The sequence below is a fragment of the Clostridium chromiireducens genome (assembly GCF_002029255.1).
GTDB classification, from domain to species: domain Bacteria; phylum Bacillota; class Clostridia; order Clostridiales; family Clostridiaceae; genus Clostridium; species Clostridium chromiireducens.
On record NZ_MZGT01000090.1, the window covers coordinates 1 to 16156 of the forward strand.

The 16156-nt window shown below is 30.1% G+C and carries 21 protein-coding genes and 1 pseudogene; 16 read left to right on the forward strand and 6 right to left on the reverse strand.

Annotated elements, in window-relative coordinates:
• The 7 genes and pseudogenes from CLCHR_RS21370 to CLCHR_RS25700 all read left to right on the forward strand — a co-directional run.
• On the forward strand, positions 1-671 hold a 671-nt coding region (locus CLCHR_RS21370), incomplete at its 5' end, for a CPBP family intramembrane glutamic endopeptidase (protein WP_079441934.1).
• 26 nt (positions 672-697) lie between these two features.
• Positions 698-871, forward strand: coding sequence for a nucleoside/nucleotide kinase family protein (locus CLCHR_RS25015; protein ID WP_207652340.1), 174 nt, complete (start codon positions 698-700; stop codon positions 869-871).
• A gap of 58 nt (positions 872-929) precedes the next feature.
• A complete protein-coding gene (locus CLCHR_RS21375; RefSeq protein ID WP_079441935.1) occupies positions 930-1424 on the forward strand; it encodes a GNAT family N-acetyltransferase in 495 nt (164 codons plus the stop codon).
• Positions 1425-1504: 80 nt separating this feature from the next.
• Entirely contained in the window at positions 1505-1891 is a 387-nt protein-coding gene (locus CLCHR_RS21380) for a VOC family protein (RefSeq protein WP_079441952.1), read from the forward strand.
• A 94-nt stretch (positions 1892-1985) separates the two neighbouring features.
• Positions 1986-2258 carry a hypothetical protein gene (locus CLCHR_RS21385; RefSeq protein WP_079441936.1) on the forward strand — a complete coding sequence of 91 codons (273 nt, stop codon included), beginning with the start codon at positions 1986-1988 and terminating at the stop codon, positions 2256-2258.
• A 53-nt stretch (positions 2259-2311) separates the two neighbouring features.
• The gene (locus CLCHR_RS21390; RefSeq protein ID WP_079441937.1) at positions 2312-2767 is read left to right on the forward strand and encodes a GNAT family N-acetyltransferase; all 456 of its coding nucleotides are present in this window, start codon (positions 2312-2314) and stop codon (positions 2765-2767) included.
• 356 nt (positions 2768-3123) lie between these two features.
• A pseudogene (locus CLCHR_RS25700) lies at positions 3124-3270 on the forward strand (hypothetical protein); the annotation flags it as partial.
• Here CLCHR_RS25700 and CLCHR_RS25020 read toward each other — a convergent pair.
• Positions 3210-3353, reverse strand: a complete 144-nt coding sequence (locus tag CLCHR_RS25020) for a hypothetical protein (RefSeq protein ID WP_169896812.1) — start codon at positions 3351-3353, stop codon at positions 3210-3212. The pseudogene CLCHR_RS25700 and the gene CLCHR_RS25020 sit on opposite strands and share 61 nt — an antisense overlap.
• 303 nt (positions 3354-3656) lie before the next feature.
• Between CLCHR_RS25020 and CLCHR_RS25615 the strand changes: the two genes are divergently transcribed.
• From CLCHR_RS25615 to CLCHR_RS21435, 9 genes are all read left to right on the forward strand, one after another.
• Positions 3657-4025, forward strand: a complete 369-nt coding sequence (locus tag CLCHR_RS25615; RefSeq protein ID WP_079441938.1) for a MerR family transcriptional regulator — start codon at positions 3657-3659, stop codon at positions 4023-4025.
• A 4-nt stretch (positions 4026-4029) separates the two neighbouring features.
• On the forward strand, positions 4030-4287 hold the full coding sequence (locus tag CLCHR_RS21400; protein ID WP_079441939.1) for an SDR family NAD(P)-dependent oxidoreductase: 258 nt from the start codon (positions 4030-4032) through the stop codon (positions 4285-4287).
• A gap of 159 nt (positions 4288-4446) precedes the next feature.
• Positions 4447-5121, forward strand: coding sequence for a ribose-5-phosphate isomerase RpiA (rpiA, locus tag CLCHR_RS21405; protein WP_079441940.1), 675 nt, complete (start codon positions 4447-4449; stop codon positions 5119-5121).
• Positions 5122-5150: 29 nt separating this feature from the next.
• Positions 5151-5531: a winged helix-turn-helix transcriptional regulator gene (locus CLCHR_RS21410; protein ID WP_079441941.1), complete on the forward strand. Its 381-nt coding sequence runs from the start codon at positions 5151-5153 to the stop codon at positions 5529-5531.
• Positions 5532-5686: 155 nt separating this feature from the next.
• Positions 5687-6235 carry a nitroreductase family protein gene (locus CLCHR_RS21415; protein WP_079441942.1) on the forward strand — a complete coding sequence of 183 codons (549 nt, stop codon included), beginning with the start codon at positions 5687-5689 and terminating at the stop codon, positions 6233-6235.
• A gap of 830 nt (positions 6236-7065) precedes the next feature.
• Positions 7066-8739 (forward strand): AAA family ATPase, encoded by a 1674-nt coding sequence (locus tag CLCHR_RS21420; protein WP_079441943.1) that lies wholly within the window; start codon positions 7066-7068, stop codon positions 8737-8739.
• A gap of 186 nt (positions 8740-8925) precedes the next feature.
• The gene (locus CLCHR_RS21425) at positions 8926-9813 is read left to right on the forward strand and encodes an AraC family transcriptional regulator (RefSeq protein ID WP_079441944.1); all 888 of its coding nucleotides are present in this window, start codon (positions 8926-8928) and stop codon (positions 9811-9813) included.
• Between the two features lie 321 nt (positions 9814-10134).
• On the forward strand, positions 10135-11028 hold the full coding sequence (locus tag CLCHR_RS21430) for an SDR family oxidoreductase (RefSeq protein WP_079441945.1): 894 nt from the start codon (positions 10135-10137) through the stop codon (positions 11026-11028).
• Positions 11029-11134: 106 nt separating this feature from the next.
• Complete coding sequence (locus CLCHR_RS21435) at positions 11135-12571, forward strand: MFS transporter (protein WP_079441946.1); 1437 nt, start codon at positions 11135-11137, stop codon at positions 12569-12571.
• A gap of 47 nt (positions 12572-12618) precedes the next feature.
• Here the strand turns inward: CLCHR_RS21435 and CLCHR_RS21440 are convergent, their stop codons facing one another.
• The 5 genes from CLCHR_RS21440 to CLCHR_RS21460 all read right to left on the reverse strand — a co-directional run bounded on the left by CLCHR_RS21440 (position 12619) and on the right by CLCHR_RS21460 (position 16109).
• Positions 12619-13251, reverse strand: coding sequence for a hypothetical protein (locus tag CLCHR_RS21440; RefSeq protein WP_079441947.1), 633 nt, complete (start codon positions 13249-13251; stop codon positions 12619-12621).
• 345 nt (positions 13252-13596) lie between these two features.
• The gene (locus CLCHR_RS21445; RefSeq protein ID WP_079441948.1) at positions 13597-14004 is read right to left on the reverse strand and encodes a FliH/SctL family protein; all 408 of its coding nucleotides are present in this window, start codon (positions 14002-14004) and stop codon (positions 13597-13599) included.
• 465 nt (positions 14005-14469) lie between these two features.
• Positions 14470-14667: a YvrJ family protein gene (locus CLCHR_RS21450; RefSeq protein WP_079441949.1), complete on the reverse strand. Its 198-nt coding sequence runs from the start codon at positions 14665-14667 to the stop codon at positions 14470-14472.
• A gap of 190 nt (positions 14668-14857) precedes the next feature.
• Positions 14858-15370: a hypothetical protein gene (locus CLCHR_RS21455; RefSeq protein ID WP_079441950.1), complete on the reverse strand. Its 513-nt coding sequence runs from the start codon at positions 15368-15370 to the stop codon at positions 14858-14860.
• Between the two features lie 160 nt (positions 15371-15530).
• Positions 15531-16109: a sigma-70 family RNA polymerase sigma factor gene (locus CLCHR_RS21460; RefSeq protein WP_079441951.1), complete on the reverse strand. Its 579-nt coding sequence runs from the start codon at positions 16107-16109 to the stop codon at positions 15531-15533.
• Positions 16110-16156 lie beyond the last annotated feature (47 nt).

Here is a 16156-nt window from a genome sequence, read left to right on the forward strand (position 1 = left end):
CTAATGATATATTTGAGAATATAGAAAAGAAAGATTCAATAATAGCAGTATTATTCTTTCTTATTCTTTTTATAACCACTTTTGCACTTTTTTATATAGTGAAAGTTTCACCGTTATTTTCATTAATTAAAGAAGAAACAAATATGAGGTATCACTTATTATATGGTTTAATTATGGATTTACCTGGATTATTAGGGGTATTATTAATTTTAAAATATAGAAAACAACTTATATCTACTATTGGTATTAGAAAGAAAGGGACAAAATTTTCTATATTAATAGGCAGCATATTACTTTTGTCAGTATCAGTACATTTTGTTATAAATAATGGATCGATTGAACAACTTATATACAAAACTTTATTCTATATAATTTTTGTTGGATTTTATGAAGAATTAATTTTCAGAGGATTTTTATGGCCAAGATTAGTAGTAGGTTTAGGTAAGGTGTTAGGAACTATTATTAGTGGAATATTTTTTGGAGCAATGCATATACCAATGGATATTGTATATAACAATAAAACATTTTATGATACGGTTGTACTTGGTAACACTTCAAGCATTGATATTGGAGGTGGAGTAATAGTTGCTTTAATATTTATATACATTTATACTCGAAATAACAATATTCTATTGCCTTCATTTGTACATGGTATATTAGATATGTTATAAGTAACAACACATAATATGTAAGTACTATGAGTTTTTATTTGAAATATGCAAGAATTGCATATGAAGAAATGTTAAATACTATTCTTCCAAATTCAGATTATGTTATAGATAGCAGTATGCAGTTAGACGAAATTGTCAAACAAATTATGAATATAATAAAAATAAATTATGAGTGCAAAACGAAGGAATGTAATTCGTAATGTTCTTAAAGTGTTCCTCAAAAGTAAATTATTGTGAATAAAGAAGGAGACGTTTTAAATGATTATTCGTAAGGCTAAATTAGAAGACGCCAATAATTTATTAAGTATGTTATTGTCTTTGGATAAAGAAACTAACTATATGTTGTTAGAACCTAATGAAAGAGACAATGATGTCAGCAGAGTACAAGGAATGATACAGCAGAGTATCAATGGTTCTAATCTTTTATTAGTTGCAGAGGACGAAGATAATATCGTAGGTTTTCTTTCTGCTCAAAAGGGGATTTTGAAAAGAATTAAGCATACAGCGTATATCGTTGTTGGAATCCGTGAGATTCATCGTGGAAAAGGAATTGGAACAAAATTTTTTTCTGAATTGGACTTATGGGCAAAAGAAAATTTAATTACGAGACTTGAATTGACAGTAATGTGTCCTAATATTGTTGCAAAACATTTATATGAAAAGAATGGATTTGAGATAGAAGGTATAAAAAAGAGATCTATGTTGGTTGATGGTGAATATGTAGACGAATTTTATATGGCAAAGTTTTATTGATAATATAATTTAAAGTAGTAACTATTACGTGATTTACTTATAGAACTAAATGTTAAATTAAGAAAGGTGAAAAATATATGATGAAAGCACAGATTAATCTGATTACGATTTGGACAAATCATATAGATAAAATGAAAAATTTCTACAATCAAGTTCTCGGATTTAGAATTGAAAATGACCTTGGTAATTATGTTGAATTTGAAAACGATGGAGCAAGGTTTGCTATTTGTATGAGAGATGTTATGTATGTGTATAGTAGCGAATATAGGAAAGAGTCATTTGGACAAGGCTTTGAACTTGCTTTTACATGTGAAAATCCTAATGATGTTGATGAATCATTTAGGGACTTAATCTCTAAAGGAGCAACCTCCGTTCATGAACCACAAGATATGCCTTGGAATCAAAGAACAGCACTATTTGCTGATCCAGATGGAAATATACATGAAATTTTTGCGGAAATTAAATAGTACGTGGTTTTCTTAAATTGTGTCACAATAGTAAATTAAGGCGTCACAACTATAACATTGCAAAATAAGGAAAGTTTATAAGGGGAGATAGGTAATGTTTTTATTAGGCAAGATAATCCGTTCGTTTATTAAGGAAGATGTATACATTGGATATTCAATTGAAGAAGTATCAAAAGTAATAAATATTTTAAAAGAGAACAATATCGAATATACTCACGAAGCAATAAATGATTCAAGATATGGTGATAGATTTAGTTTAAGTAGGGTTGGAGTGAACATAGACTATCAAATCCAGTATACTATTTCTGTTCGCAAAAGTGATTATGCTAAGGCAAAATATCTTGTTAATAAGGTTTTGCACCCATAAAATGTCATAATAATAAGTTGATGAATAGGAAAATACAAATTGGAGGGAATAGCATGAATATTTGTTTAGTTGAGAAAGATATAACAGAAATTGAACTAATAAAGCCATTATGGGAAAAACTTAATTCAATACACTATAACAAATCGGTTTATTTTAAAAGTAAATATGAAAAATTCACTTTTGATAGAAGAATGGAATCTATTCATAAAAAGGCACAAAACGGCATTATAAGGATTGATATGCTTTTAGATAATGAAACTGGGAATTATATAGGATATTGTTTAAGTTCCATTGAAGATAATCTAGGAGAAATAGAATCCATATTTATCGAAAGTCAGTATCGTAAGTTTAAATTAGGGGACAAACTTATGAGAAGTGCTTTAAATTGGTTTGAATTAAATTTAGTAACATATATTGAAATTAATGTAGTCTATGCAAATGATGAGGCATTACCCTTTTATGAACGTTATGGTTTTCATATCGGAAATTATATTTTAAAAAGAATTTAAGACGCAACATTCTTAAATTGAGTCATAACAGTAAATTATTGTGGCTCAAAAGAATATGAAATTGAACATATTAAAAGGCCCGCAAAATGTGAGAAGTGAAGCTCCTTGAGAAAGAACTTCACTTCTTATTTTTTTCATATAGACTTCTATTTAATCGCCAAACCAATCCGTTTCTTTTAGCGATTTAGTTCTACCAATATGTTATGCTCTATTATTGCGTAATGTATAAACAATAAATAGAGATAGTACAGGTGATCATCGGTACTATCTCTTTACAGAGAGTTAGATTTTAACTTAGTTTTAATTCATTTATAATAATTGCCACATATTAAAGAAAATATACATATGATAGAGCCAATTTAGATTATCTCGATAAAATTTGTAAAGTTTTAGAATGTGATCTTAATGAAATGATGAAGAGTATACCAGATAAAGTAGTGAATTATTTGCTTTCAACTTTAAAGTCTCTTAAACAAGCTACTATATTACTTTTACTACGGTGAAAATTAACACATTCACAACACTTACCATGTCTTTCACAAGCAACGTTTGGGCATGTACAATTTTTTTCGTTACAACCAGCCATCTTGAATACCTCCTAATTAGTTAAATTAATTATCTTTAGTTTATTATAAGTGTAAAGTTGATTTTAAACAATATGCAGTGAATACTTGGTAATTAGTGAAAATAATGTTCTTCGAAAATTGAATAATTCTGTACTTACAGAATATGTTCATAAAAAATGAACCGTGTAATATTTAACAAACATGCTATAATTTATTATTAAAGGTGATGTTTCTTATTTAAAGGACATAGGTTCTATTATAGAATTTCCTTCATCCTATAAAATCTAACTGCTTATGAGAATCTGAAGCTTCATGCTGAATATATGGGATTAACAGATAAAAATATAATAGATGAGTGTTTAGACAAAATGGATCTTTTAAGAGATAGAGATAAGAAAATTAGAAATTTTTCATTAGGAATGAAGCAACGACTTGGTATAGCATGTGCAAATGTTCCAGTCAAAAGTATTAAGATTTATGTTAAACTTTTGCTAGAAGGAAGTCGTACTATTGATCAAAGAATTAATCTCATTAAAGAATATAAAGAAAAAATGATAAAAGATCTAGAAAGCATTCAAAATGGATTGAATCTGATACATTCGAAATTAAGTTTTTACGAAAAAATTAAAAGCCAGAATTGTATTGACCTCACATATTTAGATGAATGGAAGATGTTTAAAGAAAGTGAGTGAATTTATGAATACAGTTTTAATTACTGGAACTACCAGTGGAATTGGTGAGGCATTTGCTAAAAAATTTGTGTTAGAAGGTTATAATGTTATTTTGGTTGCCAGAAATCACGAAAAGTTAAGATTACAAGCCAAGGAATTAAGTACTAATAGAAATATTAAATATATCACGTGCGATCTGAATAATGAAAATTATGAAAACAAAATTTATGTTAATAATATCAATTCTTATATTGGTTGTCTCAATCCCTTTTTTATGGAATAATAATACTCATATAATAGGAACTGTTTTATTGATGACTTCAATTATGTTAAATCTTATTAGAGCACTTATTAATTTATGGAATGAGCGAAGATTAAAATAAGCCATCTTATTATTAAAGTGTGTTACACTGTAATTTATTGTGAAGTTTAGGAGGTAAGTATGGAACAAAAAAGAATAGCTGGAGAAAAAGCAACAGAATATATAAAAGATGGGATGATATTAGGGTTGGGTACTGGTTCTACAGCTTATTATATGATTAAAAAGGTTGGAGAACTGGTTCGAAGTGGTATGAATTTAAAGGCAGTTGCAACTTCAAGAAATACAGAGAATTTAGCAAAAGAATTGAATATTACTCTAGTAGATATAGACGAAGTAGATAGAATTGATTTATGTATTGATGGTGTTGATGAAATAGATAAACATTTTAATGCAATTAAAGGTGGCGGTGGAGCATTATTTAGGGAGAAAATTGTTGCTAACTTGGCCAATGAAGTAATATGGATTATGGATAATAGTAAATTAGTTGATAGTATTGGAGCGTTTCCATTACCAATTGAAGTATTACCTTATGGTTATACACAAGTTATTAGAAAATTAAAAAGTTACTCTTTAAATCCCGCAATAAGAGTGAAAGATGGTAATGTTTTTATATCTGACAATGGTAATTATATAGTTGATTTACATATAGGAAACCCAATGGATATTAATGATGTTTATGATAAAGTGAATGGACTAACAGGAGTTTTAGAGACAGGATTATTTATTAATATGTGTAAGCGCATTATTGTTGGTACTGATAGTGGTGTAAAGGTTATTGAAAATAGCTTGATTTAGTAGATTGACAGAAAGGAAGAAAAATTTAGATGGCAAAAAGTGAAAAAAAGGTATTCTATTGTAATGTTGAACTTACAATAGACATAATTGGGGGTAAGTGGAAGCCGCTTATTATTCATCATATAGGGAAATCTGGAGTTATTAGATATGGAGAACTAAAAAGAAAAATTCCGAGTATCAATGAAAGGGTATTATCAAGACAGCTTAGGGAACTGGAAGAAAATCAATTAATTATTAGAAAGGTTTATGATGAAGTGCCTCCTAAGGTAGAGTATTCAATAACTGAAATAGGCAAAACACTAGCACCTATTTTAAATGATTTAGGTAACTGGGGTAAAAAATATAATGAAAATATTAAGTATGGAAAAGTTGATTTCGAGGATGACTGTGAAGAATATAAAAATTCATAATAAATTAGCCACGCAATACGTTAACTCGTAATGCGTTTTTTTTTGCAAAATTGTACATAAATGACCGTACGGCTAATAATGTCAGTACTTGTTGAGTGATATGATAGGATATATAATGTAGCCATTAGTAAATTTAAAGAAAGAAGGTACTTAAAATGGATGCAATAACAATGATAAAGGAAAGAAGAAGTGTAAGAAAATTTAAAAATGAAAAAGTAGATAGAGAAACTATGAAAGAAATAGTTGATATAGCAAAATGGGCTCCATCATGGGTAAACTATCAAATAGCTAGATATACATTAGTTGATGATGAATCAATAATTAAAGAGCTTGCAAATGAAGGGGTTAATGGCTTCGTTTATAATATAGATACTTTAAAAAATGCAAAGGGTGTTGCAGTGTTAAGTTTTGTTCAAGGGAAAAGTGGTAAGATAAATGAAGCATATGTAACATCAAAAGCTAATGTTTGGGAAGTATTTGATGCAGGTATTGCATGTCAAACATTCTGTTTAGCAGCACATGCCAAAGGTGTTGGCACATGTATAATGGGAGTTATAGATGAAAAATCAATATCAAAAATAGTAAATTTACCAGAAGAAGAAACAGTAGCTGCACTTATCGTTTATGGTTATGAAGATGGAGAACATGCAGCGCAAACTCCAAGAAAAGATGCTGAAGAAATAATGCGTTTTGTAGATAGATAAAGTTAATATCTAACACATAATTTAAACTTATGAATATAACTTACCGAAAGAATGTATACTCTGTTGTTTCGGTTTCTAGATAATTAGGCTGTGGGAAATGGAACTCGACTCACATTCGTTCCCTGAGTAAGTTCGAGTAACCAAATACAAGATTTGGACTCTTACTTAAAAGCAGAAGTTGCACCCATTTGAGCATGCTCCTTTGGCAAGCAAATGACAAGCTCAAATGGAACAACTTCTGCTTAAGAAATCCTACAGCCCAATTATCAATGAAACACTACAACAAAAGAGTACACATTCTTTCTGGTATTGGATATACTTCAAGTCATAAATCAAATTTAAGATTTGGATATCTATAAAGATATAAAAAGTATGGTGAAATATCACATTATTCGGAAAGAGAGTGTGGTATTTTTTTATGTGCATTCTAAAACATTAATACTTATTAAAGTATGTAAAAATTTACAAACTATGTTATGGTGTGATTAAAACTACTTGGAGTTATTGTATTCCAAAGAATATGAAAGGGTAGTGCGTAATGTTGTTTAACTTATGTCAATTGGGTATAATAAGAAGTATATAAGGAAGCTCTAGCAGTAAAAGTGGATGCATCAGATATAAGATTTATATTATAGGCACTAAAAGGTTGATCCGATAGCTAGCATCCGTAACACCCCCACTTCTTTAAGTGGGAGATAACGGCTGCACGCTCCTGGACATTGTGACCCTTGAGGTTATAAGTTCAACTAAGATTCAGATGGGGATCAAACCCCACCTGAATCAAGTTTCACTTGATAATTTCCTATACATAAATAAGGTAGGTGATATACATGAAAAAGATACCAATAGGAATAAGTGATTTTAAAACATTAATAGAGGAAGATTATTTATTTGTTGATAAATCTGAATTAATAAAAGAGTTTTGGGAAAGTAACGGGCAAACTATATTAGTTCCAAGACCAAGAAGATTTGGTAAAACTCTTAATATGAGTATGTTAAGATATTTTTTCGAAAATAGTAATGAAGATAATAATTATCTTTTTAAAGGACTTGAAATAGAAAATCATAAGGATATTATGGAGCTTCAAGGAAAATATCCAGTTATATATTTAACTTTTAAAGATGAAAAATATAGCTCATTTGAATATTTGCAAGCTGGTTTAAGAAATATATTAGGTAAATTATATCAAGATCATAAGTATTGTTTAAACGCAGATAAGATGGATGCTATAGATAAAAAATACTATAATTCAATAACAAATAAAGAAGCAGATATAATTGATTTGTCTAATACGTTAAAGAAATTATCGGAATATCTGTATGATTATTATGGTAAAAAGGTAATAATTCTAATAGATGAGTATGATGTGCCAATTCAAGCTTCTTATATAAATAACTATTATAATGAAGCTATAGAATTTATGAGAAACTTACTAAGTGGAGCCTTTAAGGATAATAATTCTCTTCAAAAGGGAATGATTACAGGGATACTTAGAGTTGCTCGTGAGTCTATATTCTCAGGATTAAACAATCTTAAAGTTGAAAGCATTTTAAGTTATAATCTTTCTGATAAATTTGGATTTACTGATTCAGAAATTGAACAATTAGTTTCTGATTATAATATAAAAGAAGAGCTTAATAATATAAAAGATTGGTACAATGGTTATTATTTTGGAGAAACTACCATTTACAATCCCTGGTCAATATTAAACTACTTATCAAGCCCTAAAGCAGGACTCAAACCATATTGGGTAAATAGTAGTTCAAATGACTTAGTTGGGATTCTTTTATCAAAAGGATCTAACGAAGTTAAGAAAAACCTTGAGGATTTAGTTAATGGAAATAATATAGAAAAAGTAATAGATGAAAATATAGTAATGGAAGATATAGAAAAATCTGCTGATAATTTATGGAGTTTTCTATTATTCACAGGATATTTAAAAGTTAACTCTAAGAAAAGAAAGGGGTTGAAAGATTATTATACTCTTTCAATACCTAATTTAGAAGTTACAACACTTTACTATGATTTAATTGAAAAATGGTTTGAAGATACAATAACTAAAGAAAATTATGAGCTTATGATAAATAGTCTTATAAATGGTGATATTAAAATCTTTGGCAAGCTATTAAGGCAATTTGTTTTAAAAAGCATAAGTTACTTTGATGTAGGTGGATATGAGGGGGAAAAGGTTTATCATGCCTTTGTACTTGGAATGTTAATATCCCTAAATGATACCCATGAAGTTTTATCCAACAGGGAAAGTGGCTATGGCAGATACGATGTAATGATAATACCAAAGGATATATCTAAACTTGGTATCGTTATAGAATTTAAAAAGTTAGATCCTGACGATGATGAAACATTGGAAGAAACAGCAGATATAGCTTTAAAGCAAATTTCTGACAAGAAATATATTACTACATTAGAAGCACGTGGAATAAATAATATGAAAGAAATTGCTATAGTATTTAAAGGAAAAGAATTATATATTAAAGAAAGATAAATGTAGTAACAAAGAGATAATATATAATAATAGCAGAAAAAGCATTGACTTTCTCTGCCATTTTTTTGTTATCAAATGTAATTTATTATTGTATTATTAAGTTATAAAAATTTAAAGTTGTCTGCTAGATACAATTTTAGATGATTAAGCAAAAATTCAGTACAGTATTAGAATCTGGGGGGAAACATGGGAAAAGATTTTATAATAGATGAGAATATGTATGGTTATTCATTAGAGAATGTAGGAGGAGCCTCGGTTCATGTAGAGCACTGTTTTGTGAGTGGAAGTGGAAGTGTTTTTCCGCCTCATTGGCATGAGCAACTTCTGCTAATGTATATTAAAAAAGGGGAATTGCTGCTTAAGTGTAGGGAAGAAAGAATTTTAGCAGAGCAGGATTCAATTGCTGTTGTGAACCCAAATGAAATACATTCCATAGAAACTTTAAATTCGGATTTAGAGTATTATTTAATAAAAATTGATCTTTTGTTACTTTTAGGAAACCAGTCTGATTTACAGCAAAATATATATACGGAGCCGCTTTTAAAAAACCGCTTATTGTTTGAAAATAAAATCAACTATGATGATTATATATTTGGAATCATGAACAATATCATTGAAGAGTTTCAAGAGAAAGAAGAAGGCTATGAACTTGTAGTTAGAGGATTAGCCTGTCAGATATTGATAGCTCTTTTGAGGCGGCATAAAAAGACAGTACCAGATCAATCAGAATTGGATATGCAGTATAGAAGATTGAAGCAAATCAAACCAGCTATTACATATATGGAGACGCATATGGCAGAAAAAATCACTCTTGTAGAGCTTTCAGAAGTAACGCACTTAAGCCCTAACCATTTCTCTAGAGTTTTCAAAATCGTGTCAGGATTTTCACCAATGGAATATCTAAATAGAATAAGGGTTCAGAAAGCTGCTCAACTTTTGCTAAATACTAATAAAACTATTGTTGAAATCGCTATGGACACAGGATTTAATGATGGGAATTATTTTAGCAGAGCTTTTAAGAAATGCCGTAACGAAACTCCTAGTGAATTTAGGGAAAGGTATTTAAGAGGATGAAGAAGTTAAAACATTTGTCTCCTGATTTTTCTTTATAAAAATAAAAGTGAGATGATTATTGAAAGCTTTTAATCATAAGATTATGCTAATATCTTATACAAGAATAAAAAGACATTCTAATAATGGAGTGTCTTTTTTCTTTTTCAATGATAAGATTATGCTATATTTTGATTGAATAATTCATGAACCTGAAATTTAGATATGATAAATTTATTATAGAAAGTGCAAAACACTTTTTAGGGGATATTAGTCAATAGTCTCCTATAGAGAATAATAGAAATACTAAAGCTATAACTAAAATAAAAGAAAAGAGGGATTATAATGCGTGTATTTGTAACAGGAGCGACTGGATTTGTTGGGTCTGCTATTGTTCAGGAATTAACTAATAATGGACATCAAGTAATTGGACTTGCCCGATCAGAGAAGGCGGCTAAGTCTCTAATGGATGTAGGTGTAGAGGTACATCAAGGCGATCTTGAAGATTTAGAAAGTTTGCGCAGGGGAGCGGCCCTTGCAGATGCTGTAATTCATACAGGATTCAATCATGACTTCTCAAAATTTAAAGAAAACTGTGAAAAAGATAAGAATGCAATAGAGGCTTTAAGTTCAGTTCTCGCTGGATCTGACCGCCAATTGATTGTTACATCTGCTATAGGAATTCTTCCTAAAGGTAAAATTGTTACAGAAGAAACTTTACCAGTCTCTGGGACTAATGCAAATCCTCGAGTAGCTTCAGAAGAGGCTGTAGCTTCTGCTATAGCACGAGGTGCAAAGGTGTCAGTAGTACGACTTCCTCCATCTGTTCATGGCGTGGGTGATCATGGTTTTGTTTCTAACTTGATTGGCATTGCCCGCGCAAAGGGTATTGCAGCCTTTGTAGATAAAGGGGATAACACTTGGCCTGCGGTTCATAGATTAGATGCGGCTCATCTCTTTAGACTTGTTCTTGAAAAGGGAGTTTCAGGAGTGTATCATGCAGTAGCTGAAGAAGGAGTTCCTTTTAGGGAAATTGCTAATGTGATTGGTTGCAGACTGAACATGCCAGTTGTAAGCAAAACCTTGGATGAAGCAAATAATTATTTTACATGGTTCACTCATTTTGCAATGATGGATATTATATCTTCTAGTGATATAACTAGAAAACAGCTTGGGTGGCATCCTACACAACTTGGTCTTATGGAAGATCTTAATAGTTCGTGCTATTTTGAAATGTAAACTAGCGCCGCATTTGTGGCGTCTTAATACTTTAGGCATGAATTCTAGGAAAACTCATGTTACTAGAGAAATCATTTATGTAAAAATATAAGGAGAAAGAAATATAATGAAAAAAACAAATAGATTAAGTTTAAATAAAGCAAGTAGAGGATTAGTGATTTTTGTTCTCTCACTTACAACTCTTATGTCAGCTATTGATACTAGTATTGTAAATATAGGATTACCAACTATAGCAAGAGCATTCAATGCCGATTTTGCAAGCTTACAGTGGATAGCACTTAGTTATCTTCTGGCAGTTACGTCTCTTATAGTGGGTATAGGACGAATAGGAGATATATTTGGTAAGAAAAATATTTTTATTTATGGAATTATAATATTTACTGTGGCGTCCTTGTTATGTGGAATTTCAACATCAATTTATGAACTGATTATATTTAGAGCTTTGCAAGGAATAGGTGGTTCAATACTTGTAACATTATCGTTTGCAATTGCAGGAGATTTGGTTCCTAAAGAAAAACTAATACAAAGTATGGGAGTACTTACGTCAATGCTGCCCATAGGATTTACTCTTGGACCATCCGTTGGAGGTTTTTTAATAAGCTTATTTGGATGGAGATACATATTTTTTATTAACATACCAATGGGGATTCTTGCATTAATATTGACTACAAAATTTCATGAAATTCCAATATCTAAAAAGAAACAAAAATTTGATTTTTTAGGGATGTTAATATTAACTTCCACGCTTATTTGTTATGTCCTTTCTGTAACATTAGCGGAAGAACAGGGATTTAGTGCTGAAGTTATTATACTTGCAATTGTGGCAATCATTGGAATAATACTATTTATATTTTTAGAAAAAAACAGTACTTTTCCTTTGATAGATTTAAAAATATTTAGAAACAGTGTGTTAAGTTCAAGCCTTGTTATAAGTATATTAGTTTATACGGTTATATCAGGAGCTGTTGTTATTCTTCCTTTTTATCTCCAACAGGCAAAAGGATTTACAACAGCGTCATCAGGACTATTAATGATGACTGGGCCTATAGGGTGTGCAATTTTTACACCTATAGCAGGAAGGGCTGCTAAACGCTTTGGAAATTTTACTGTTATGATATTTGGAATCTTAGCCTTGTGTATAGGAACTTTGCTGATGTCCATGATGAATTTATCTTCAAGTGCTGTGTTATTTGCCATAGTATTGTTCGTATTTAATGGCAGCCTGGCATTTTTCCAAACACCAAACAATGCTTCTATTATTTCTATGGCAAAACCTGAGCAGCGTGGACTCGCATCTGGTCTTCTTAATTTATCACGTACTATTGGACAAACTACAGGGGCTGCTGTAATAGGTGCAATATTTTATCTTTTTAATAAAACTAAAACAATGGATAGTTCAAGTCCTGAGAATATCACAGCAGGTATACACAATACTTTTTTAATTGCGGCACTGATAATGGCTTGTGGATTAATCATAGGAGTAATAGCACTTTCCTCAAAAAAAGAACGAGGGGACAGCCAGATTAGAGAGAGTTTGTTTTGAAATATAATTTAATTTAACTATTATATTTCTATAAGAAAATAATAATTTTATACAAAAGATAGGTCAATCCACCAACCATCTGCTCCAGAAGCTCTTACTGGTGTGTTTGGATCTGGATTTGTATTTTGTGTACCAATCTCTAAAGTTACTAATATTGGAACTGCAGTAGTGTTGTTATAAAGGACAAAAGCAGGTGTTTCTTCATTCGCATTGCTGGAGGATAGAAATATTGTGGAACCTACTGCAATGCGTAGTCGAAGAAAACTGTTAGCAAAATAATACCGTATCCTATTAATAACCAATTGCGTCCCACTAGGTATATTTATAGAAATACGTTGCAAATTTCTAAATGAGTTAAATGGTATTCCAGAGTTAAAATTATCAGCTCCACCTACATCACCGCTAACTTGAAAGCGAGTAGTTGGATCTGGCCCTTGAGGCCCTTCTGGTCCTTGAGGTCCCCGAGGTCCTAGTTGTAGCCTCACCCACCATTTTCCAGTATCACGATAAAGAATACCTTGCTTAGTATCTAAATAAAGTCTGCCCTTAATTTTGGGTGCAGGTCTTTCTATGATAGGCCCTTCTTGGATAGAAGGAGTACCACCTGCATTAATAACAAATGGACACTCGATAAGTTTATCATTCGTATCATCTTTATTATTTAATTTATTTGTACTCATAGATGCACTTCAATCAATAATCTTTATATAGCTTATATGTTAACTATAAAGTTTTTTGTATCAATAATAAGTGTATGAAAGTGCATTTTGATATATTACTAAACTATAATAACCTTTGAGTTTACACTAACATTCTATATTGCAAAATAAGAATATATTTTTTTAACAATGCAGATAATAGCAATATCATCAAAGTTATAATTCCTATACCATTCGAAGAACCTAAAAATAAAAATGGGATATATAGTTATTAATTAATCTATATATCCCACTATATTATTATACTATATCAAACAAAGCCTTGATTTTTACTTATTTTTAATTCTGTTTACTAAAAATTCACCATTAACAGCATTCAATTTTATCTATACAATTTAAAGCCTTTTCTTTGGCAACCTTACATCCGTTTTTAACACCTTTTTCATAGCCTTCCTTGAAGCCCTCTTTTTTACCTTTTTCATAGCCTTTTTCAAAGCCTTCTTTTTTGCCTTTTTCAAAGCCTTCTTCAAAGCCTTCTTTTTTACCTTTTTCAAAGCCTTTGCGGAAGCCTTTCTCTAAGCCCTCTTCAAAACCTTTATGGAAACCTTCTTTTTCTCCAGCTTCTAAACCTTCACAATATCCTTTTCTTAGCCCTGCATTAAAAGCTTCCTCTAATGCATCAGCTGTTGGATAATTTCTCTTTCCACAGCAAATATCTTTTTTTTCTTCGCAATCGTCTTCTTTTCCATATACCATTAATTCATAATCTCCCATTTTTTCATCCTCCGTATAATTAATTTACTTATTATAATTAATTTTATAATATATATTATGCTGAATATTTTAATTTGCTATTAATTTTAAGACTATTATAGTGAAAAAATGCTTGAATAATTTTACAACTGAATAAAATAAAAAAACATTTATAATAAATCCTTGTTATAATTGAGTTTGCTCTTCAAGAATTATTGATAATTATAATTTTTTGAAGAAAAGATCCCTAATTTTTCAAAGATATATGAAGAATTCAAGAACTACCACAAGAGTAAGTTCTCGGGAACTATTCAGGAATTCTGTAATAATCTATATATCAATGTTAAATATTATACTAACATGTATTACAGAAGAGCTGTATATAACACCTGGTTCTTATTAGATACTATAAATTTAAAAAATAATTAACAATAAAAATAATTTTAAAGGCAATAAACATCAATTTATAATGTTTATTGCCTTTATTTAAGCTACTCTATGAGAATCGTCATTAGAATCTACATCAAGAGCAACTCCTAGCTTTGCTGATATTATGGTATTTAGTTTATTAATTGAAGCTGATAGTCCATTTATTTGCTTTTCTAACCGAATCAGCAAATACGCTGAAACAGCCACAGCAAATCCATTATTAACTACCAGATTAATTAAGTCATTTATTTCCACAACTCCATCACCTCCCATAATGGATATATGATCAGAAGCATATAATTTCATGAAATCAGATTAAAAAGTGATAAATAAATGAAGGCAAATTGATTCAAAAAGAACAATAGAAAATGTAAAGAAACCTAGATATAGATGGCATAAATTTAAGTATTATCCTCTGTCTAGGTTTTATTATTATGAGTAATTATTAATTGCCACCTTCATTAATTATGTGATTATAGTAATGAGCTATAGCCATATCAACTATTGTACTGACATAAGTATTTAATTCAGGGTGAATACTCTTAAGTTCATTGAGCTTTCTAACAGTGGAACTTCTAAGCATGTAAGTTCTCTTGACATCAAGAAATTCTCCATCAATTGGAGGTGCCATGCCATTTGCTATTGGAATTTTCCTTTTGCCAGCTAATATGCTGTTATCATTTGATATAGATTTATTATTTGATGAGGAAGCAGTTGTTGCATTGCCTTGAGTATTTCCATAAGAAATATTCAAATTTACAGAATTAACGGCTCCAGGTGAAGATTCATTAGTCTGATTGTTATCTATAGAAATATTTTCGTTAGAATCACCATCAAATGAAAATGAAGAAATACAATCTCCATTTATAACGGGTTCAGAAGAGAAGCTACATATTTCAAGATCCTCCACAGGAGCAAAATCATTTTTAGGGGGCTTTGATATTTTTTTCTTAGCCATAAATATAATCTCCTTTACTTAATATCATCACTTAAGATATATGACTAAGAAGAGGATATTCTAATATGGCAGGCCATAAATATTCTAAAGAATATTAGAATAGATATTGTACTATTCTATTACAAAAATAAGAGCTCCAAGAATAGTAATCTTGGAGCCCTTAAGCTTGATAATTTAGGGAAATATAGTTGAAGATTTTATTTAAAGCAACTTTCTTTTTTCGAGTAGCTGTAGAGTAGCACATATTTTTAAAGTGAGCATATTTTTGAACTGTATTGTTTTTAAAGAAAATAAAATCTATAAGTTCTTTTTCATCATCGTTTAAATAATTAAGGGCTAGTCTCAAATCCGTATAATCACATTCCTCACAAAATAAATCTTCTAAGCTGATATCATGAGATGGCAGATCTTTTTCGAAATTATCAAGGAGACTTAAAGCCCCATATCCTTCAGTGGAGCTTCTAGTTTTAATTCGTTTTATAAGATCATTCATGTTATTTTTAATTGAATTAGTGGCATATGCGACAAATCTATGCCTTTCTAAATTGTACATGGAAACACATTTAAATAATGATTTGTAACATTCATTATGAAGATCCTGTATGTCATATCCATCAATAAAAGTTTTTTTAGAAACATTTAAGATTAAAGGTCTAAATTCTTCAGCCAATTTATCTTTTGATAACATATCTCCATTTTTACATTTATAAACTAATTCTTCAATGTAATTAAAATCCATACAGACCTCCTATGAGTATTATATAAAATTATTTTACCACTATATGT